Source organism: Streptomyces sp. NPDC006259, from assembly GCF_042870975.1.
In the GTDB taxonomy this organism is placed as follows: Bacteria; Actinomycetota; Actinomycetes; order Streptomycetales; family Streptomycetaceae; genus Streptomyces.
The window spans coordinates 418,373-436,832 of the sequence record NZ_JBIAHY010000005.1; the positions used below are offsets into that span (position 1 = coordinate 418,373).

Consider the following 18,460-nt stretch of genomic DNA (forward strand, 5'->3'; position numbering starts at 1 on the left):
GACCCCCGGCTCCGCGGCCACGTGGGCGATCGGGCGGGACCCGCAGCGTTCGACGAGGCGGAGTCGGCCTTCGACGGACGGCGGGGCGTTGCGGTGGGGCGACGGTCTCTTCACGGTGCTACCGGAGCGCACACCCCCGCACCCATCGCATGAGCGTCGACCACTCATGACCCGCGACAGCTAGTCGCTGAGCGTGCCGGCACTCAGGCGAGACCTCGCTGCTCCCTGGGACAGGCGCCCGAGCAGCTGAGCCGCACCGACGCCGACGTAGAGGACGACCAGAACCCCGAGTGCCAGATCGACCCAGTCATAGGTCGTGCCCCTGAAGAGCGCGCCCCACGCCCGGACACCCGCGACGGATCCGGCGACCACCAGCAGCACCGACGTCACGGCCTGCAAGGCCTTCGCGGCCGTGGGCCGCCGCTCCTTGAGCAGCTCACCACCCGCACCGAGCGCGACCAGCGCGACGAAGGCGTCGTGGGGCTCCAGGCGCCCCGTCCCGATCGCGTCCACGACGTTGATCAGGACTCCGATCGATCCGACGACCAGTGCACCCTGAGTCATACGGCGGCCCATCAAACCCTCGCTTGCAGTCAAAATTCGGCGGCGATGGATCAAACTACGCCAATGACCGCGCATGACAGGCAGGGGTGGGCTCACCCGGTGGACCGGGCGAGCTTCCACGCGCCATCCGGTCCGAGCCGGGACCGGCCGGCAGCTCAGGGGGGCGTGGTGGCCGGTTGGCCGGCGATGGCGGCGAGCCGGAGCTTGGTCTCGTCCTCGCCGCCGGGCGCGGCAGTCATGATCACGATCTTGAGGTCGGAGTCGCCGTCGGTCAGGACGTCGCAGTCCACGGTGACAGGGCCCACCGTGGGATGAGCGATCGTCTTCTGGTCCTCACGGTGTGCGGCCACTCTTCCGGTCGCCCACAACTCGGCGAACCGTGTGTTGTCGCTCAGTTCACGGATCAGCGTGGCAAGACGCTTGTCCTCGGGGTAGCGGCCGGTCGCGCGGCGCAGGTCGGAGACGACGGCGGCGTCGGTGGCTTCCCGGTCGGCCTCGGTCACCGGCCACAGTGCGAGGCGGGCGGGCCCGTCGTCCACCGGGAACCTGTCGCGGGCGAAGTTGCGCAGTCGTGTCGGCGACGCGGAAGGGGAGCCCAGAAGGCCCGCCCATCCGCGGTTCCACCACACCAGCTGCCAGTCCGCCGCGAAGACGGCGACCGCGACGTCCCCGAGCCGGGCGAGTACCCGTTGCACTCCGGGCGGAAGGTGGTCGGAGATCGTGTCGTCCGCCGGAGGGGCGAGGCGCGCCAGCCGGAACAGGTGGTCCCGTTCGGCGGTGGACAGCTGCAAGGCGCGTGCCAGGGACGCCACCACCGGCGCCGAGGGCGTGGTGGCCCTTCCCTGCTCCAGACGCACGATGTAGTCGACCGACATTCCGGCGAGGTCGGCCAGCTCCTCGCGCCGCAGTCCGGTGGTGCGGCGCCCCGAGGTCGCCGTCAGCCCGAGGGCCGACGGCGGCAGGCGGTCGCGCCACGTGCGGATCATCGCGCCGAGGCCGGTGCCGGGTGTTGTGCTCATGATGGCCATTCTTCCCGCACTGCCGGTCGGCCGTGCGGTGCGAGGGTGGTACGGCTCTTCCTACCGTCGAAGCGTCTCTGGCCGGTACGCCACGGCAGCGTCAGCATGGATGACGTGACGAACACCGGACGGGCCTTCTCGGACCGCCCGGCCGGACCAGCCATTCACCATGCGGGAGAAACCCATGACCACGGCCCATGTCGAGAACGCCCTGTCCCGCCTGGTGGACGAAGCGTCGGTTCGGGACACCGTCGCTCGTTTCGCCGACGCCGCGACCCGAGGCGACGTCGCCCGTTTCCGCGCGACCTGGGCCGAGGACGCGGAGTGGACGATCGGTGAGCGGGTGCACGCCGTCGGCGTGGACGACATCGTCTCCACGTTCCGGCGCCTGCGAGACGAGCGGGACTTCTTCGTGCAGTTCGCCGTGCAGGGCCCGATCGAAATCTCCGGTGACGAGGCGACCACCAGCATCCTCTGCCACGAGGCCGCGCGCGGACCGGGCGAGACGTACTACCGGAACCACAGCGTCACCGCGGATCGCCTGAGGCGCTCGGAGAAGGAATGGGTGTTCACCAGCCGCTCGTTCCAGTACCTCTGGCTCGACACGTCTCCCTTCACCGGCGACGCCTTCAAGCTGCCCGCCGGCTTCTGATTCCGGTCGGCATCCGCCGTTCGACCAGCGGACCACGGTCTCCGAGCGAGCCGGCCCCGCTCCTGCGCGCGCGGACACCACCGGCCGGACGACCGGATGGGCTCCCAGCTCCCCGGCCGGAGCAGATGGGCTCCCAGCTCCCCGGCCGGAGCGGATGGGCTCCCAGCTCCCCGGCCGGAGCGGCGTCGGGCGGGCCCGCCACACTGGTGAGCCTCCCGCCCGGCTTGGCGCGTCCAGGGACTTCACCGGCGTCTCGCCGCCGAGCGAGTCGAGGGCGACGTCGTAGTCGCGCGGGATCGTCTCGAACGCCTGCCGGCGGAATGCGCGCCCGCCCCACCGGCACCGGCCACGAGGTCAGGGCGAGGAGGGGAAAGGATGCTGCCTCCTCCTTGGTCGGCTCGGCCGGCTTGATCGCTGTCGCAGGGCGCGGCGTAGACCGGGCTCGACCGGACCAACTTGCGAGGGAGGTCGGCCGAGACCACCCGGCGGATGGGGTCGTGAGGTCCGGGTACTCGTGGAGCCCTGCGCACGGGTTTTCTGGAAGGAGCACCCGCGCGGAGTGGAGAGGTGACGTAGTCACTGCCTTCGGACGAGAGTGGGAGATGCACCAGATGAACGAGCAGACGCCTTCCGCCGAAGAGCCGGACAGGTATGCCCGGGCGCGGAGCGACGAGGAGCCGGGGGCTCATTCCGGTGGGGAGAGCCAGGCACGGGACCGGGTCGTGCGTGGCACGGCGAGTGCGGCGGAGGGCTACTCGACGCAGGGCGGAACGGCGCAGGGCGATCCCCCCGCGGGAGTCGAGAAGCCCGCGCAGGAGGGCGAAGCGCCCGGGCCGGTCACGCGGCAACATGTGCGGGAGTTGCTCGAAGCGCGGGACGACGGGCCCACTCTCGTCGTTGTGGAGGGCCGGGCCCAGGTGGTGTCCGCCGACGACCTCCGGTCCGACCGCTACGCCGGGGCCCTCGAGGTGGCCTCCGGGGAGGAACTCACCCGCCGGGCGACGCCCAGTCCCGACTCGGAAGGGGAACTCGACGCCCTGGCCGCCACTTTGAACACCATGGTGGCGAAGCTCGGGGCGTGACACCCGGCGTCTCAACCCCTCCGGTCCTCGGTGCTCGGTGCCGAGCAGGTCGATGATCCGGGGCACCTTCCGACGGGGCATCCCCATCGGGAGGCATGAGTATCGCCTTCGGGCGCTCGGGCGACCGGAGCCATGAACGGAGCGGGGCGGCCGAGGGCATGCCCGGTGCGCAGTCTCGCGGCCTGAGAGAAGACCTCGCTCCGACTCATGGCCACCCTCAGTATCGAAGGCACCGGGCCGGGCCTGGACCTGGACATGCCCGGGCCGGGCCGGGCCGGGCCCGGGGCGCGGCTCCGGTCACCGCCGTCGGCGAAGGCCGGGTGGCGGAGAAGAGCGTCGACGACGAGGTGCTGCGCCTGGCCGCCCGGCTGCCGGCGCCCTGGCCGCCGAGTATCACGGGGACCTCTGCTCCATCTGGTGGAGCATGCGTTGGCAGAGGTGGGCGAGGGTGTCCAGTTCTTCGGTGGTGAGGGGGTCGATCACCACGCTGCGTACGGTCGCCACGTGGTGCGGGGCGGCGGCTTCGATGGCCTGGCGGCCGGCGGGGGTGACGACCACGTAGACCCCGCGTCCGTCGTCGGGGCAGTCCTCGCGGGTGACCAGACCGCGTTTGGCCATGCGGGCGATGTGGTGAGACGCCCGGCTCTGCGACCACTCGACCGCCCTGAGCAGCGCCTGGAAGCGCAACCGGCCGTCGGGGGTGCCGGTGAGGGCGACGAGGACGGCGTAGTCGGCGCTGGACAGGTTCGCGGTGGCCTGCAACTCGCGCTCGATCCTGCTGAGGAGTTTCTGATGCACGCCGACGAAGGAGCGCCAGGCGTGTTGTTCCTTCGGGGCCAGCCAGTGAGGTTTCTCGTTCATGATGCACCAGCCTACCGGGTAGTTGACACGTCATGGATAGATGATGTGTCATGTTCCTCGGCGGGGGCTTCCCCGCAGAATTGAAGGAGATCCCCATGAGCACGTTCGCGAAGACCGGCCTCGCCGCGCTGCTGACCCCGCAGGAGAGCGTGCTGGTGTTGATCGACCACCAGCCGTTCCAGTTCGCCAACCTGCACAGCCACGAGCCGACGATGATCGTCAACAACGTGGTGGGACTGGCCAAGGCCGCCAAGGCGTTCGAGGTCCCGACGATCCTGACGACGGTCATCGAGGAGCGCGGCGGCAACATCCTCCAGCCGCTCCAGGAGGTCTTCGCGGACCAGAAGCCGATCAACAGGACCACCATCAACACCTGGGAGGACCCGCGGGTGGTGGACGCGGTGAAGGCCACCGGCCGCAAGAAGCTGATCATCGCCGGTCTGTACACGGAGATCTGCGTGGCGATGCCCGCCCTGCAGGCGGCCGGCGAGGGCTTCGACGTCTACGTCGTCACCGACGCCTCCGGCGGCGTGTCCGCCGAGGCCCACGACATGGCCGTGCGCCGCATGGTCCAGGCAGGCATCACCCCCATCACCTGGATGGCCGTCATCGCCGAATGGCAGCGCGACTGGGCCCGCGAAGAGACGGCCGCCGCCATGGGTGCGGCCGTGGCACCCCACGGCGGCGCCAGTTCCGTCGCCCTCGCCTGGGAACTGCAACTCCTCGCCACCCCCACCTCCGCGTAGAAGCACGGCAACGCCACGGGGCGGCACCGGGACCGGTGCCGCCCCGTGGCGAGGCGACGACGACCAGCCGGCGCGTTCGACAGGATCCACGGCATCAGGTCGCGATCCAGGGCATCGGGTCGCGACCGGCGGGAGGGCCGGACCGGCGCGGACCCGGGAGCCGCCGCCGAACACCGCGGAGCCGTCCTGGGCCCGTTGCTCTCCTCTCTGATCGCCGTACCAGTCGACCACTCACGCTGACGTGGGGAAGGGCGCCCGGTGACGCCGGCCGTCGGCCGCCGCGGCACAGCTGCTCATCGACTGTCGTCCGGGTGGTAGACGCTGAGGTTGCCGTAGGGCGACAGAACGCCGGCCAGGTCACCGGGTGTGTGCCGCAGGGTGGAGTCAAGGAAGGCGAGCGTGGTCGCGGCGACGACCCGGGGGCTCTCGGTGCGGCCCAAGGAGCCGACGATCGAGGGCACGGGCGGCAGGTACAAGGGGCCGTCCGTGAAGGTGAGGTGTGCGGCGCCGGGGATGGTGAGCCGATAGCTCGTCAGGGTGTTGAGCTTGAGGGCCGCCGTGAGGCGGGGGAGGTAGCGCGGGTCGGTTCCGGGGGTGATGGCCTGGGTGAGCGCGAGCGCCGGCTGGTGGAGGGAGGGGGAGAGGGGACCGTGGGGATAGCCGTCGAGATCTATGACGGCGTCGAACCGACGGTCCTGCCGGGCGGCCCGCAGAGCGGCGGCACCACCCATGGAATGGCCGGTGACCGCCACCCGACCGGCGTCCAGGCGCCCGGTCAGCGGGTCGGCGATCTCACCTCCGCCCAGACGGTCGAGCTGGGTGAGGACGAAGCTGAGGTCGGCTGCCCGAACAGCCGTCCAGCCGGCCGACAGAGCGGTGTCCTTGTCCCGGTCACCGGTGGACGCGGTTCTGGTGCGAATCGCCCGGCCGTCGGTGAGAACGACGGCGGCGGAGTCGTACGGGTGGTCGAGGGCGGCGACCACATAGCCGTGGCTGGCCAGTTCCTCCGCCCAGGCGGTGTTCTGGGTGCGCACTCCGCCCGATCCGGGAGAGAACAGCACGACCGGGAACCGTCCGCCCCTGTCGGACACCGGGGCGTTGAAGACCGCATGGGTGTGCGCACGCGGAACGCCGTCGACCAGGAAGCCGGGCAGGCCGACCTGGCGGGCGAGGGCGTCGGAAACGGTGCGTGCCTCGTCCTGCGTGCGTCCGAGGTACTGGGCCCGCCGCGTGCCTGCGGGGCTCTTCCGCGCGGGATACCAGAGCTGGACCACGACCGTGCGCCGGTCGTGCGGATCGGCGGTGAAGGACTCGGGGCGGCGTGGGTCGGTCCACTGCGCCACGCGGGTGCCGACCGGGAAACCGCCTGACGGCTCGGGGAACACGGGTACGGGAAAGGCCCAGGCGGCCCCCGGACCCGTGGCGATCAGGCCCGCGCAGGCCACCGACCCCGGCAACGCCAGCCACCATCGGGCCCGCCGCGCCGGCCGGCCGGTACGGCTTCGCAGCAGGGGACAGAGCGCGAACGGCAACGCGACGGCACCGCCCGCCAGTACGGGCAGCATCTGCCACCGGAGTCCCACCACACCGAGCACGATCGCGGACAGGGCGAGAACCCCCGCCGCCGCGATCGTGACGGGTGGGCGGGCAGCGGGCGCAAGCCAGCGCGCCACCACGAGCGCGGCGGCAGCCGACAGGGCAAGAACTTCCGGAGGGGACATGTACAGCCCCGCGATGATCTCGGTCATCCGGCCATCCTCGGGGCGTGGCAGGTGAGGGCACATCGTTCCCGGCTCGCCGACGTATACGACGGGAGTGGCAATCCGCGGCAGGTCCCCTGTGCTACCGGAGTCTCATCCAGGCAGCTGGCCCGTGCGACCTGAGTCGCAATCGAGCACGCCGGACGAACGGCCGCTCTGCGACCGCGGAAGACGGGCGACTCCTCCTGCGGTCGTACTCGGGCGCTCTGACATCAGACGTTGGACTCATGTGCTTCGCGGGCCCGCGGCCTACCGTGACAGAGCCGCGTGTACGCCGGGGAGTTCCGGGTGCGCTCCTCGGTCCGACGCGGTTCGGGCCGTACGCGGTGGTGGCCCCGGCCGGGGCCACCACGATGCCGAATCGACAGGGATGCGGGATGACCGAGGCGGCCGCAGAGCCGGTCGATGACCACCCGGTGCGCCGCCGGTACCGCGTACGGCGGACGAGGGAAGCCGTACGTCTGACGGACCACGCCGACCTGGCCTTCGTGCGAGCGGCCCGACTCGGGAGAGCCGCCCGGCGCAGCGGCCTCCGGCTGCCTCCCATGGTGGGGGACTCGCTGTTGCCGGCGCTGCTCCTGCTCAACATCACGACCACGCGCCCTCTGTCGGAGCTGCCGGTGGCCCTGGCCCTCACCGCCGCCCTTGCGCTGCCCCTCGTGTGGCGGCGCCGGGCCCCGCTCACGGTGTTCGGCACCGTAGCCGTCGCGGCCTTCGTCCAGTGGCTGATGGACGTCCCGCTGCCGGCGGACATCGCCTTGCTCGTGGCTCTCTACACGGCCGCCGCGAACTCGGGCCTGCGCGCCACCTTTGCCGCCGGTGCCGCCGTGGAGGGCGGGGCCCTGCTGGCGTGTCTGCGCTGGGCCACGGAAGGCGCGTTCCTGACCCCCTTCGTCGCGGTGACCGCGATGGTCGTCGCTGCCGCGGTCCTCGGGGTGAACGTGCGCACCAGGGGCGACTACCTCGCGGTCCTGGAGGAACGGGCGGCACGCCTGGAGCAGGAGCGGGACCAGCAGGCCCGGTTGGCCGTCGCCGAGGAGAGGACACGTATCACCCGGGAGATGCACGACATCGTCACCCACAACCTGTCCGTCATGGTCGCGCTCACCGACGCCGCCGTCTACGCGCAGCACCGCTCGCCCGACAGAGCGACCACCGCGATGCAGCAGATCTCCGAGACGGGCCGGCAGGCCCTGACCGACATGCGGCGCTCGTTGGGCATCCTGCGGACCGACGAACCGGAGGCGGAGCGCCACCCGTTGCCCGGCATCGCGCAACTGGAGCCCCTCGCCGACCAGATGTGCGCCGCCGGGCTGCCGACCCGCGTCGAGGTCCACGGCGGATACCCCCACATACCCGCCACCGCGCAACTGACCGTCTACCGCCTGGTACAGGAAGCCCTGACCAACACCCTCAAGCACACCCCCACCGGCACGCGGGCGAAGGTCCGGATACGGTGCTCGACCGACACCGTCACCGTGGACGTCACCGACAACGGCCCTTGCGCGCCACCTCCCGACGCCGCACCTTCCGGCCACGGCATCACCGGCATGCGCGAGCGCGCTGCCACCTACGGGGCGAAGCTGCTGGCCGGACCGCTTCCGGGCGGCGGCTGGGGAGTCCACACCCGCCTCGTGCTCGGCACCAGCGGTCCGGCGTCCGCATGACGATCCGCATCCTGATCGCCGACGACGAAGCACTGCTCCGCATGGCCTTCGGCACGGTCCTGGAGGCCCAGCCCGACATGGCACCGGTCGGGGAGGCCGCGGACGGAACGCAGGCCGTACGCCTCGCCCGGGAACTGCGCCCCGATGTCGTCCTCATGGACGTGCGGATGCCCGGGACCGACGGGATCGAGGCGACCCGTGAGGTCATCCGGATCTCCCCGCGGAGCAGAGTGCTGCTCCTCACCACCTTCGACCTGGACGAGTACGCCTTCGCCGGACTCAACGCCGGAGCCTCGGGTTTCCTGCTGAAGAACACCAGGCCCGAGGAACTGCTCACCGCGATACGCAGCGTGGCCGCGGGCGACGCGGTGGTCTCTCCGCGTATCACCCGCCGCCTGCTGGAGAGCCTCCGCCCACACCTCCCCGACGGCGGCAGCACCGACCGCGACGAGCGGCTGAGCCGACTCAGCGCCCGCGAGCACGAGGTGCTCATCCAGGTGGCCCGCGGCCTGTCCAACACCGAGATCGCGGCCGCCCTGTACCTCGCGGAGGGCACCGTCAAGTCCCACCTGGGGAGGATCCTGCACAAGCTCGAACTCCGCGACCGGATCCAGGCCGTGGTCTTCGCCTACGAAAGCCGCCTCATCCACCCGGCATGACGCTGCCGCCCGGAGCCCACGGCGACGTCCTCGGCGCCGGGCGTCACCGGCGCGTGAGACCCCGGGGAACCTCACCCGGTGACACCCTGTACACCGGGCGACGCCCGACCCGCCGCGCGGACGCACGGCTGACCGCGGGACGGCCCCGTGTCCCTCCCTCACCCACGAGTCCCACGGCGGCACCGACCGCGCCGCTGTCGGCGCTCATGAACACGTTCGTCCGGCGGCAGCGGGCACCGCTTGTCGGCGGTTCCGGGACAGCGCTCGGCGATCGGCCGGCTCGACGATGTCGACGAGAACGGACCACGACGGGAGGGCGCGGGCCCTCGGTGTCGCGCGCTGTTCAGCCGATGTCGGAGCCGCGGTACTCCCGCACCGACTCCAAGTACCCGGCCACCGCGTCCCGGTTGCGGGTCAGGCACTCGATGCGCCGGTTCATCTGCTCCAGCTCCGTCTCCAGGGTGGTGAGCATCTCCGGGGTGGCGTCGGGGAAGTAGATCACTCGTGGCTTGTCCAAGCACGGCAGGATCTGCTTGATGATCCGCGTCGGCAGCCCGGCGTCGAGCAGACCCCGGATCTGCAGTACCCGATCGACGAAGCGCTCGTCGTATGCGCGGTAGCCGTTGGGACAGCGCTCTGCGACGATGAGGCCCTGCTCCTCGTAGTAACGCAGCAGCCTGCGGCTGGTGTTCGTGCGATCCGACAGCTCGCCAATGCGCATGTGCCCCACCCCCACGACATGTCAGCTTGACCTTCACATCTATGTGAGGGTTCGAGCATATCGGCATGACGACACAACAGACGCCGGTCGGCTCCGACGCGCAGGACCGGGGACAGAAACAGAAACTGCCGCTGGCGGCGCTGCTCGCGTTGGCGACAGCGGTCTTCGTCACCAGCCTGACGGAGACGCTTCCCGCCGGACTCCTGCCCGAGATGAGCGCCGACCTGCACGTCGGCGAGTCCGCCACAGGACAGACCGTCACGATCTACGCCCTCGGCACCGCGCTCACCGCCATTCCGCTCACCGCGGCCACCGCCGGGTGGCGCCGCAGGCACCTGCTGCTGACCGCCATCGCGGGGTTCGCCGTCGCCAACACCGTCACGGCCCTGTCGGCCTCCTACCCCCTCACGATGATCGCCCGCTTCGTGGCCGGTGTGGCCGCCGGCCTCGCCTGGGCCTTGCTGGCCGGCTACGCCCGCCGCATGGTCCCGCCCGGCCTCGAGGGCAAGGCCATCGCCATCGCCATGGCCGGCATCCCGGTCGCCCTCTCCTTCGGCGTCCCCGCAGGCACCTTCCTGGGAAAGGTGGTCACCTGGCAGGCGGCCTTCCTGGCCATGAGCGCTCTCGCTGTCGCCCTGATCGCGTGGATCGCGGCTGTCGTGCCTGACTACCCCGGGCAGCGCCAGGAGCACCGCGCCCCGATGCGGCACGCGCTGCGCCTCCCCGGTGTCGCTCCGGTGCTCTTCGTGACGTTGGTCTTCGTCCTGGCCCACACCGTCCTTTACGCCTACATCGCCGCCTTCCTCGCCCACGTCCGCATGGCCGACAGCACCGACCTGGTGCTGCTGGTCTTCGGCGGCGCCTCACTGCTGAGCATCTGGGTCACCGGCGCCCTCATCAACCGCTGGTTGCGCGGCCTGGCGATCGCCAGCACGCTCCTGGTCGGTGCGGCCGCCGCCGTTCTGGCGGCCCTGGCCGGCAGCCCTGCCCTGGTCTACCTCGCCGTGCTGCTGTGGGGCCTTGGGTGGGGCGGCGTGCCGACGCTCCTGCAGACGGCTGCCGGGCAGGCCGGCCGTGACCAGGCCGACTCGGCGCAGGCGATGCTCGTCACCCTGTGGAACGTGGCCATGGCCGGTGGCGGTGTCGCAGGCGGTGTCCTGCTCGACACGTTCGGCGCCGCTTCGTTCCCGTGGGCCGTCCTGGCCCTTCTCGTGCCGGCACTGATCGTCGTCGGCACCCGCACCCATGCCTTCCCGGCCGAGCGACCGAGCTGAGCCGTAGGAAACCCCCGGCCCGGCCCGGTCCGGTCCGGTCCGTCGATGCTGACCGCCGTCCGCACCGCCTCGGTGCGGACCGCGGTCCCCATGCGCCGACTGCGAGCCTGGCCCTTGCCGCCCGGCGGGCCGCAGCGCTTCCGCAGGCGGGGTGTTGTCGATTAGGTGAGCTTCTCGCCGAAGCCTCCCGCGCCAGAACGGCTGTCCCTCACACCACGCTCACCGGATGCCGCACCACCCCGTCGAACAGATAGCCCTGCGTGTTCGGCACAGCGGCATCCGGCTGAGTGCGGTCCGCCGTGTCCGTGGCGCGGGCCAGCAGATGGGTGACGCCGAGCGCGTCGGGCCGCCAGCCCAGGGACCAGCGGGTCCAGGTTCCGGCGCGGGGACGGTCGTGCAGGTGGGCGGGCAGCCAGTTCGCCCCTCCGTCGGTGCTGACGTCGACCCGGGTGACGGCTCCCGCGCCCGACCATGACCGACCGTGCAGCACGTGCCTCCGGCCTGCGGTGAACGTGGCCCCGGCCGCCATCTCGAAGGCGCTCTTGACGGCCTGACGGGTGAGCGGGGCACTGCCGCCCTCCGGATGGGCGGAACCGAACAGCCGGTAGAAGGTGGTGTTCCAGGGCGAGTACAGCGGCTGCGCGGACACCTCGATGTCGCCGACCCACTTGACCGACGCGATCCCTATCCAGGAGGGAACCAGCACCCGCACCGGATAGCCGTGGTCGTAGGGCAGCGGCTCACCGTTCATCTCGTAGGCGAGCAGTACGTCGTCCAGCGCCTTGGCCAGCGGCAGCGGCCGGCGTACCCGCCCCAGGCTCTCGCCGCCGCTGACGTACTCGGCGTCCAGGCCGCGTGGCTGCACGTCCACGGCGTGCGGGGACAACCCTGCCCTGCGCAGTACGTCGGCCAGGCGCACCCCGCGCCAGCGTGCGACACCGATCGCTCCCAGGGTCCAGGAAGTGCCGGTGACCGTCTGGCCCTGCTGGGTCGTGAAGTAGGAGCGCCCGTTGCCGGCGCACTCGACGAAGGCGGTGCGGGTGACGGCCGGCAGGGCCCGTAGATCGTCGTATCCGAACTCCCGCGGCCGGTCCTCGCCGGGGGAGCCGCGCAGTCCGCTTCCCCACAGCCGCAGCCGCCAGGCGTCGGCGTCCAGGACGGGAGTGGCCGTGTGGTTGCGCACGAAGAACAGCTCGTTGGGGGTGTGGTGGCCCGTGCCGCGCAGCGCTTCCCAGCGGGTCTCGGCGTTGGTGCCGCGCTCGATGAACCACTGGGGTGGCAGGGGCTTGACGATCGGCCGGTCGGCCGCGTGGGCCGACCGAGGGGTACCGATCGCGGTCCCGGCGGCCGTGGCGGCCAGCAGCGTGAGCAGCCGACGGCGGGTGACTCCGTCGGCCCTGGCCTCACCGGTGAGCCATTGGCGCAGCCTGCGACGGTCGTAGTCGCTTTCGTAGTGGTGGCCTGCGGGAGTGGACGAAGGCATGACGGTCCTCGCTATGAGAGGTGAAAGCACGGAAGAGGTCTGCGCGGGCGCGGGTGCGGGTGCGGGTGCGGGTGCGGGCACGGGTCCGCACGGGCATCCCGTCGGTGCGGTCGCCGCGCGAGGGAAGGGGCCTGCCGCGAAAGGCAGTTGGCAGAGGCTTCAGGAAGTGCCTGATCAGCCGGACGTCCGACACAGCGCTGCGGCCACGCGGACGAGGTCCACGCTGCGGCGGCGGGTCAGAGGCTCAGTCAACGGCATGGCGGGATGCAAACACGCGGGGAGGACGGTGTCAACGGAGCCCCCGGCAGGCGGCCCGGGTCTCGATGCCGACCTTCGTCTCGCGGCCGACCCGGTGCTCGATCCAGGCGCATCGTGAACCACCCTGCCCGCGTCGTGCTCCGCGAGATGGTGGTGGCTGCACGCTCGGGTCTTCCTGGGCGGCGACCAACGCGACAGCGCCGTCCCGTGCAAGCAGCGCGCCCGTTCGAGCGCAAGACCGACGGTCTCGCGCGGGCTCTGATCCGCCCGTCCCATGACGGTGGGCCGACCGGGCCGCGGACAACGATGTCAGCGTCGGCGGGTCGGCATTCCGGTGATTCGAGGACCCTGGGAGGGGCACTCGGGGGCGGTGGTGAAGAAGACGCGACGTTACGCGGTGGCGGCATCGAGTCGCTGGTGGGACGAGGAGGACGGCCGCTGGTTGCCCGGCGGTGAGGTGCATGCCTGGGAGCAAAGCACCAACCAGTCGGTGTGCGGACTGTCCCTGCACCGCTCGCAACTGGCCCGCTTCGCCGGTGTGGCCTGGCCGGACATCCTTCCCGAGTCCGGGGGCGCGGCCGACGCGGTGCGCCGTGTCTGCCCGCGATGCGCGTCCGCCGCGGGAGGGCGCGGTTCGGACGCTCGCCGAGACCGGCGAAGGGTGAACCACCGGCCGTAGCGCGGCACACCCCCGGCGCGACTCCTCGCTCGAGCCCGCCCGGAGGTGAGGATGTGAGAGGGCGGGAGGGGCGGCGCGGACGCAGCCGGATCGCGGCGCGCTCACCGGTGTCGCGCGTCGGCCGAGGCCTCCCGCGCTGCCGGGTCGTGACTGCGGCGGCGACGTCAGGGGAACGTCGGCGGGCGAGGGCGGGGCGGGCATGGTGCGGATGTGTGGGGTGGCCGGCCGAGATCGACGCCGACCTCGTTTCCGGGTGCCCCACCCGTCGCAGAACGATCTCCCTGTCCACGATGGGCTACACCGGCCCGGGGCGAGCGGGCCGGGGCGGGGCGAGTGAACCGCCGACCGCCTGAGAGCCGCCTCCACCACACGGCGAAGCGCATGTGAGGGTTTCTTGGCCCAATGGTGACGTTGACGATGCGATACCGGGGCACATGGACCCGGCACGGTTCGTACGGGTGTCCGGCAGGAGGAGCCAGTGGCCGGTCATGAGGTCTATGCCGCCAGCGCATTGTCAGCGGTGGCGGCGATACTGTTCGCGCGCTGGTGCCTGACCGGCCGAAGGGGCAGGCCGCGCATTGCTGCGGTCTCCCGCTGGACGGCGCTGAGGGGTGTCCGGCGCACGGGCTCCACCACGGTCCGGGCCGAACGACGCCTGCCGACGGACGCGGCATGCGCTCAGCGGGCGGTGCGGGAGGCCGAAGACCTCGTGCACGGCTACTGGCGCCGGCTCGATCCCCTCTACCTGTCCACACACGACCCGCATCAACACTGAGCCGATCGGCCAAGGCGTAGCCGGTACGGGAAATCGCTCAGTCGCCGGGTGCTCGGCGAAGGGCTTCACGGCAGGCGATCACCGCGTCGACGCCGAAGATCCGCAGGGTGTGCGTCACGGCTGCGCCTGGTGCGGCCAGACGTATCCGGTCACCGGCCTCGGCGAAGGTGCGAGGGGCCGCGACGAAGTCGTCGATGCCGGTGGAGTCCATGGAAGTGACCGTCCCGGATCGACCACGACGGCCGTGCCGATACCGACCGGCTGCGGCAGGCGCTGGCCGGTCCGCCCCAGCCCCGGTTCCCCGACGGGCGGCTGATGCGGTGCCACGCCGTCGGTGGAGGGGGAAGCCCCGCCGGGCCGTGTCAGCACTCGTGCCAGAGGGCATGGTGGTGGAGACAGGAGCGGGGAGGGAGCGGCCGTGGCGGGGGCGGAGAAGAGGGGGAGCGGGGCGCTTCCAGGGCGTGTGCTGTTCATGCTGTTCCGTTGTGTGATGGTGCTCCTCGTCGCCTTCTTCGCCGTGCGGACGTATGAGGAGACCGCGATCGCCGTGGCCCGCACCACCGGAAAGCTGCACACCGTGCAGGCGACCGTGGCGGAGATACGGCACATCTCCCACGAGCACTGCTCCGGAACCGGCCAGGCGACGGACTGCGGTGAGAAGGTCACCTCGTTCGGCGAAGACGTGATCGTGCGGGGGCAGGGGGCCACCAGGACGGTGTCGGTGGACGATGACGGTCCCTCCTTGAGCGAGGGGCAGCAGGTGCGGCTTGGACTCTGGCATGACGAGGTCGTGGAGATCGACGGATACGCCGCCCACAGCGCCTGGACCGGCGACGGCTTCTTCTTCGTCGCGCCCTTGCTGCTGTACCCCGTCGCCATGGGCTACGTCATCGCCGTGGCCACGGCGATGCTGGCGCGGGTACTCAACCGGGGCGGACGAGCCCGCTTCGACGTGGGGGAGCGTCTGGCGGCCGACAGCTACGGTGTCCTGATCGGTCTGGCCGTCTGCCTGTTCCTCGTCCTCCTCACGGCGGTCCGCGACGTCGGCTCCCCGCCGTGGTGGCCGATCGCCCCGGTCGGCGCCGGAACCGCCGTCGCCGCACTGGCGCTCCTGCGCGGCGCGCGAGCCGCCGCCGAGCCGGACACGGCGGCGACCTGAACTCGTCAGCCCGCCGGCCAACGCCACCACGGCTCCGAGGACATCGCCGACGCGCTGCGCAACAGCCCGCACTTCCTCGGCGCCGACGGCCGTCCAGACGCGGGGCCGCAGTCCGCTACCAGCTGGTCCTGGACTACGGCCCGTCGCCCCACAGCATCGGCGGGTCGAACGACAGCGAGCCCTTCCCCATGGTGCGTCGACCCCGGCGCCGAGGAGGTGCCGACCCCGGCGTTGTGGGCGGACAGTCCGAGGGACAAGGCGAGTGAGGCCTTCGAGCGAAGCGACCACCTGGAGAAGACGTCCCACCACGGCCGCTGTGTCTCGTTCCTGAAGGAGTCACATGGACAGCAGTAGCTACCCGCAGGTCCTCGCAGGGATGGACAACGGTGCCCTGCGCGGCTGGTGGTTCGGCGTAGTCGTGATCGCGGTCTTCGTGATCGCGGCGTTCGTCTGGAGAGTCCGCGACAGGCGAGCTGCCTAGTTCCGCGGTGCCAGGGTGCGAAGAACGCAGAACTCGTTGCCCTCCGGGTCTTCCATGACTACCCAGCTCCGGCCTGAGCCTTGGCCCACATCCGTCGTGGTGGCGCCGAGGCTGAGCAATCTGGCCACCTCGTCCTCGGTGCTGCTGTCGATCGGACTGACGTCGAGGTGAAGGCGGTTCTTCACGGTCTTGCCCTCGGGCACCTGGACGAACAGCAGGGTGGGCGCCATCTGACGGGCCCGAACATCCTCGACGGTCGGCACCCAGGAGCCGATCTCGACCTTGCCCTCGCTCCGGTCGATCACCTCGAAGTCCAGGACCTCGCACCAGAAGGCCGCGAGTCTCTCCGGATCGTGGCAGTCAACGGCCAACTCGGTGAACCTGCTTGTCATGACTCTCCCCGATAGTACGGACGGAACCCAGCGTATTGACCCGTGCCGACCTCGTTGTCCACGCGAGGCGGAACTCGTGCCCGTGCTTCCGCACGCCCCGGTTCCGCCCGCCGACCCGGAGGGCGAAGGAGTCGTGGACGAGCGGTGGCGGAGCCGGTCCCAGCCGACTCGCCGCGCTCGTCCGCACCGGCCTTCATGCGCCGCTCATCCATGGGCTGCACCGCAGGCGTGATTCCCCGGGGCGTTCCAGGTGTGCGCCGACCACCCTCATCGTGCGGAAGATGCCGGTTCTCAAGGTCGAGTTGCCGCAGGACGAAGGAAGAAGCATGACGTCAACGTGCTCGACCCCCTCGAATCTCCTGGCAGGGCTTCTGCCTCCCGACCGCCGGGACAGGTCACGTACCACCTCGGTCACCCCCGTGCGGCTGGCCGTATTGCTCGTACCCACGCTGGCCCTGCTTCTCCTCGGATATCGCCGACGATGGATGTCCGACGACGCCTACATCTATGTACGGACAGTGCGCCAAGTCCTCGCAGGCAATGGGCCGGTGTTCAACGTCGGGGAGCGTGTGGAGTCGTCGACCGGCACGCTGTGGCAGTGGTTGCTGGTGAGTGCGGGGCTGAGCGGTGCTGACGTCGCATCCGCCGCGGTGTACGGCGGTCTGCTGCTGACCGCGGGCGGGTTCGCTCTGGCAGGGATCGGGGCCATGCGGCTGTACGGGGGGCGACGGGTCCTGCCGCTGGGGTCGCTCGTGCTGCTGGGCCTGCCGCCGGTATGGGACTTCGCCACCTCCGGTCTGGAGACCGGGCTCAGCACCTGCTGGATCGCGGGGGCGTGGCTGGCTCTGACGATGCGGCCCGCATCACCGTGGACTTCGATGCTGCTCGGTCTGGGGCCGCTGGTCCGGCCTGACCTGGGACTGGTCTCCGTGGTGTTCCTCGGCGCGCAGTGGCTTGTCGCACGTCCGTCGCTGCGCTGCCTGGCCGGCAGGGTCGCAGCCGCGGGGGCACTGCCGACCGCGTACGAGATCTTCCGTGCGGGCTACTACGGGCATCTCGTCCCGCTTCCCGCTGTCACCAAGGAAGCGTCGGACAGCTTGTGGGGGCGTGGACTGGTCTATCTGGGCGACTTCGTGCACCCCTACGTTCTGTGGGTGCCCGCGCTCCTCGTGGTCGCCGCTGTGCTCTCCCAGCGATCCGCGCGATCCCTGCGATCCCTGCGATCCCTGCGATCCGTGCAGGCGGTGGTTCTCGTTCCGGCGCTGGCACCGGTGGTGGCCGGGCTGCTGTCCTGGGCGTTCGTGATCAGAGTCGGCGGCGACTTCATGCACGGACGCATGATGCTGCCGGGCCTCCTGCTGGTGCTGCTGCCTGTGTTCGTCGTGCCGGTCACACGGGTGTGGGCACTCACCGCGGCCGGGGTGGGGGTATGGGCCGTGGTGTGCGCGGCGGTCCTGCGGGTTCCCTATCCGGGGCAGATCGGGCCGGCTGGCATTGCCGACGAGCGGGGCGTCTACGCCCGGTGGAACGCCAGTGCCCATCCGGTGCACCATCACTACAACTGGGAGTACGTGCGCAGGGTGCGGGATGCCGCGCACTCGACAGCGCCGACACTTCTGCTGGGCAGTTACGCTCGTACGACCGCAGGCTCAGGTTCGATCACGGGCAGTTACACGGTCCTCGGTCTGAACGGCTCGGTGGTTCCCTTGGATGGAGTCGCGCTCGACCCGATCGGACTGGCCTATCCGGTCGCGGCACACTCCGAGCGGAGCAGTGGTGGGCGGCCGGGACACGACAAGCGTCTCCCGGCCGCATGGCTCGTTGCTGACAGGGGCGATGGCGAGCATGTGCCACAGGGAGTCGATTCCTCCGAGGTGACAGCGGCCCGGCGAGCCCTGCGGTGCGGAGCACTCGCCGAACTGCGTCACGCGACGCGGGACCCGCTCACCCCGAACCGATTCCTGCGAAACCTGTCCGGGGCTTGGCGACGCACCTCATTTCGATTCCCGGCCGATCCGGCACAGGCGCGGCGAGAGCTGTGCCGACCGAGTGGGAACAGAGAAAAGTCGCGGTCAGAGGTCACGCACGCCCTGGTCCGGCCCGCATCTGCGGGGCTCACTCCGTCCACCGATTGAATGGCGAAGGCACCCCCGGTTCGCCGCGACACCGGCTGGATGCTCGTCCGTGGGTCCGTGGGTCCGTGGGTCCGTGACTCCGTCGTCCGCTTC

The 18,460-nt window shown here is 71.0% G+C and carries 19 protein-coding genes; 11 read left to right on the plus strand and 8 right to left on the minus strand.

Features of this window, described 5'->3' with window-relative positions; genetic code table 11:
• Window positions 1-180: 180 nt before the first annotated feature.
• Both ACFYO5_RS22560 and ACFYO5_RS22565 read right to left on the minus strand, forming a co-directional pair.
• Window positions 181-564, minus strand: a complete 384-nt coding sequence (locus ACFYO5_RS22560) for a hypothetical protein (RefSeq protein ID WP_388711345.1) — start codon at window positions 562-564, stop codon at window positions 181-183.
• Between the two features lie 155 nt (window positions 565-719).
• Window positions 720-1,583: a helix-turn-helix transcriptional regulator gene (locus ACFYO5_RS22565; protein WP_356565657.1), complete on the minus strand. Its 864-nt coding sequence runs from the start codon at window positions 1,581-1,583 to the stop codon at window positions 720-722.
• A gap of 184 nt (window positions 1,584-1,767) precedes the next feature.
• Here ACFYO5_RS22565 and ACFYO5_RS22570 point away from each other — a divergent pair, with 184 nt between their 5' ends.
• Window positions 1,768-2,235, plus strand: a complete 468-nt coding sequence (locus ACFYO5_RS22570; protein ID WP_388711348.1) for a nuclear transport factor 2 family protein — start codon at window positions 1,768-1,770, stop codon at window positions 2,233-2,235.
• Between the two features lie 611 nt (window positions 2,236-2,846).
• Complete coding sequence (locus ACFYO5_RS22575) at window positions 2,847-3,317, plus strand: hypothetical protein (RefSeq protein WP_388711351.1); 471 nt, start codon at window positions 2,847-2,849, stop codon at window positions 3,315-3,317.
• A 393-nt stretch (window positions 3,318-3,710) separates the two neighbouring features.
• Here ACFYO5_RS22575 and ACFYO5_RS22580 read toward each other — a convergent pair whose 3' ends face one another.
• Window positions 3,711-4,178 (minus strand): MarR family winged helix-turn-helix transcriptional regulator, encoded by a 468-nt coding sequence (locus tag ACFYO5_RS22580; protein WP_388711354.1) that lies wholly within the window; start codon window positions 4,176-4,178, stop codon window positions 3,711-3,713.
• Between the two features lie 95 nt (window positions 4,179-4,273).
• Here ACFYO5_RS22580 and ACFYO5_RS22585 point away from each other — a divergent pair, with 95 nt between their 5' ends.
• Entirely contained in the window at window positions 4,274-4,924 is a 651-nt protein-coding gene (locus tag ACFYO5_RS22585) for a hydrolase (RefSeq protein WP_388711357.1), read from the plus strand.
• A 293-nt stretch (window positions 4,925-5,217) separates the two neighbouring features.
• On the opposite strand, the gene ACFYO5_RS22590 is transcribed toward ACFYO5_RS22585, so the two are convergent.
• Entirely contained in the window at window positions 5,218-6,672 is a 1,455-nt protein-coding gene (locus tag ACFYO5_RS22590) for a hypothetical protein (RefSeq protein WP_388711360.1), read from the minus strand.
• A 389-nt stretch (window positions 6,673-7,061) separates the two neighbouring features.
• On the opposite strand from ACFYO5_RS22590, the gene ACFYO5_RS22595 reads away from it, so the two are divergent.
• On the plus strand, window positions 7,062-8,351 hold the full coding sequence (locus tag ACFYO5_RS22595) for a sensor histidine kinase (RefSeq protein WP_388711363.1): 1,290 nt from the start codon (window positions 7,062-7,064) through the stop codon (window positions 8,349-8,351).
• Entirely contained in the window at window positions 8,348-9,010 is a 663-nt protein-coding gene (locus ACFYO5_RS22600; RefSeq protein ID WP_388711366.1) for a response regulator, read from the plus strand. The genes ACFYO5_RS22595 and ACFYO5_RS22600 overlap by 4 nt, the downstream gene beginning before the upstream one ends.
• Window positions 9,011-9,353: 343 nt before the next feature.
• Here ACFYO5_RS22600 and ACFYO5_RS22605 read toward each other — a convergent pair whose 3' ends face one another.
• Window positions 9,354-9,731 (minus strand): MerR family transcriptional regulator, encoded by a 378-nt coding sequence (locus ACFYO5_RS22605; protein WP_388711369.1) that lies wholly within the window; start codon window positions 9,729-9,731, stop codon window positions 9,354-9,356.
• Window positions 9,732-9,796: 65 nt separating this feature from the next.
• Here ACFYO5_RS22605 and ACFYO5_RS22610 point away from each other — a divergent pair, with 65 nt between their 5' ends.
• Window positions 9,797-11,005: an MFS transporter gene (locus tag ACFYO5_RS22610; protein ID WP_388711372.1), complete on the plus strand. Its 1,209-nt coding sequence runs from the start codon at window positions 9,797-9,799 to the stop codon at window positions 11,003-11,005.
• Window positions 11,006-11,213: 208 nt separating this feature from the next.
• Here ACFYO5_RS22610 and ACFYO5_RS22615 read toward each other — a convergent pair whose 3' ends face one another.
• Window positions 11,214-12,488, minus strand: coding sequence for a sulfite oxidase (locus ACFYO5_RS22615; protein WP_388711375.1), 1,275 nt, complete (start codon window positions 12,486-12,488; stop codon window positions 11,214-11,216).
• A 631-nt stretch (window positions 12,489-13,119) separates the two neighbouring features.
• Here ACFYO5_RS22615 and ACFYO5_RS22620 point away from each other — a divergent pair.
• Together ACFYO5_RS22620 and ACFYO5_RS22625 are read left to right on the plus strand one after the other, a co-directional pair.
• Window positions 13,120-13,425: a hypothetical protein gene (locus tag ACFYO5_RS22620; RefSeq protein WP_388711377.1), complete on the plus strand. Its 306-nt coding sequence runs from the start codon at window positions 13,120-13,122 to the stop codon at window positions 13,423-13,425.
• Between the two features lie 478 nt (window positions 13,426-13,903).
• Window positions 13,904-14,200: a hypothetical protein gene (locus ACFYO5_RS22625; protein WP_388711380.1), complete on the plus strand. Its 297-nt coding sequence runs from the start codon at window positions 13,904-13,906 to the stop codon at window positions 14,198-14,200.
• 37 nt (window positions 14,201-14,237) lie between these two features.
• On the opposite strand, the gene ACFYO5_RS22630 is transcribed toward ACFYO5_RS22625, so the two are convergent.
• A complete protein-coding gene (locus tag ACFYO5_RS22630; RefSeq protein WP_388711383.1) occupies window positions 14,238-14,411 on the minus strand; it encodes a hypothetical protein in 174 nt (57 codons plus the stop codon).
• Window positions 14,412-14,672: 261 nt separating this feature from the next.
• Between ACFYO5_RS22630 and ACFYO5_RS22635 the strand changes: the two genes are divergently transcribed.
• Both ACFYO5_RS22635 and ACFYO5_RS22640 read left to right on the plus strand, forming a co-directional pair.
• On the plus strand, window positions 14,673-15,359 hold the full coding sequence (locus ACFYO5_RS22635; RefSeq protein WP_388711387.1) for a hypothetical protein: 687 nt from the start codon (window positions 14,673-14,675) through the stop codon (window positions 15,357-15,359).
• A 340-nt stretch (window positions 15,360-15,699) separates the two neighbouring features.
• The gene (locus ACFYO5_RS22640) at window positions 15,700-15,840 is read left to right on the plus strand and encodes a hypothetical protein (protein WP_388711390.1); all 141 of its coding nucleotides are present in this window, start codon (window positions 15,700-15,702) and stop codon (window positions 15,838-15,840) included.
• Here ACFYO5_RS22640 and ACFYO5_RS22645 read toward each other — a convergent pair.
• Complete coding sequence (locus ACFYO5_RS22645) at window positions 15,837-16,232, minus strand: VOC family protein (RefSeq protein ID WP_388711393.1); 396 nt, start codon at window positions 16,230-16,232, stop codon at window positions 15,837-15,839. The genes ACFYO5_RS22640 and ACFYO5_RS22645 overlap by 4 nt on opposite strands.
• Before the next feature lie 281 nt (window positions 16,233-16,513).
• On the opposite strand from ACFYO5_RS22645, the gene ACFYO5_RS22650 reads away from it, so the two are divergent.
• Entirely contained in the window at window positions 16,514-18,367 is a 1,854-nt protein-coding gene (locus tag ACFYO5_RS22650; RefSeq protein ID WP_388711396.1) for a hypothetical protein, read from the plus strand.
• The last annotated feature ends 93 nt before the right edge of the window (window positions 18,368-18,460 follow it).

Excerpts from the sequence above, each read along its gene's own strand:
- ACFYO5_RS22560 (WP_388711345.1), bottom strand. The coding sequence starts at position 564 with ATGACTCAGGGTGCACTGGTCGTCGGATCGATCGGAGTCCTGATCAAC.
- ACFYO5_RS22565 (WP_356565657.1), bottom strand. The coding sequence starts at position 1,583 with ATGAGCACAACACCCGGCACCGGCCTCGGCGCGATGATCCGCACGTGG.
- ACFYO5_RS22570 (WP_388711348.1), top strand. The coding sequence starts at position 1,768 with ATGACCACGGCCCATGTCGAGAACGCCCTGTCCCGCCTGGTGGACGAA.
- ACFYO5_RS22575 (WP_388711351.1), top strand. The coding sequence starts at position 2,847 with ATGAACGAGCAGACGCCTTCCGCCGAAGAGCCGGACAGGTATGCCCGG.
- ACFYO5_RS22580 (WP_388711354.1), bottom strand. The coding sequence starts at position 4,178 with ATGAACGAGAAACCTCACTGGCTGGCCCCGAAGGAACAACACGCCTGG.
- ACFYO5_RS22585 (WP_388711357.1), top strand. The coding sequence starts at position 4,274 with ATGAGCACGTTCGCGAAGACCGGCCTCGCCGCGCTGCTGACCCCGCAG.
- ACFYO5_RS22590 (WP_388711360.1), bottom strand. The coding sequence starts at position 6,672 with ATGACCGAGATCATCGCGGGGCTGTACATGTCCCCTCCGGAAGTTCTT.
- ACFYO5_RS22595 (WP_388711363.1), top strand. The coding sequence starts at position 7,062 with ATGACCGAGGCGGCCGCAGAGCCGGTCGATGACCACCCGGTGCGCCGC.
- ACFYO5_RS22600 (WP_388711366.1), top strand. The coding sequence starts at position 8,348 with ATGACGATCCGCATCCTGATCGCCGACGACGAAGCACTGCTCCGCATG.
- ACFYO5_RS22605 (WP_388711369.1), bottom strand. The coding sequence starts at position 9,731 with ATGCGCATTGGCGAGCTGTCGGATCGCACGAACACCAGCCGCAGGCTG.
- ACFYO5_RS22610 (WP_388711372.1), top strand. The coding sequence starts at position 9,797 with ATGACGACACAACAGACGCCGGTCGGCTCCGACGCGCAGGACCGGGGA.
- ACFYO5_RS22615 (WP_388711375.1), bottom strand. The coding sequence starts at position 12,488 with ATGCCTTCGTCCACTCCCGCAGGCCACCACTACGAAAGCGACTACGAC.
- ACFYO5_RS22630 (WP_388711383.1), bottom strand. The coding sequence starts at position 14,411 with ATGGACTCCACCGGCATCGACGACTTCGTCGCGGCCCCTCGCACCTTC.
- ACFYO5_RS22635 (WP_388711387.1), top strand. The coding sequence starts at position 14,673 with ATGCTGTTCCGTTGTGTGATGGTGCTCCTCGTCGCCTTCTTCGCCGTG.
- ACFYO5_RS22640 (WP_388711390.1), top strand. The coding sequence starts at position 15,700 with ATGGACAGCAGTAGCTACCCGCAGGTCCTCGCAGGGATGGACAACGGT.
- ACFYO5_RS22645 (WP_388711393.1), bottom strand. The coding sequence starts at position 16,232 with ATGACAAGCAGGTTCACCGAGTTGGCCGTTGACTGCCACGATCCGGAG.
- ACFYO5_RS22650 (WP_388711396.1), top strand. The coding sequence starts at position 16,514 with ATGCCGGTTCTCAAGGTCGAGTTGCCGCAGGACGAAGGAAGAAGCATG.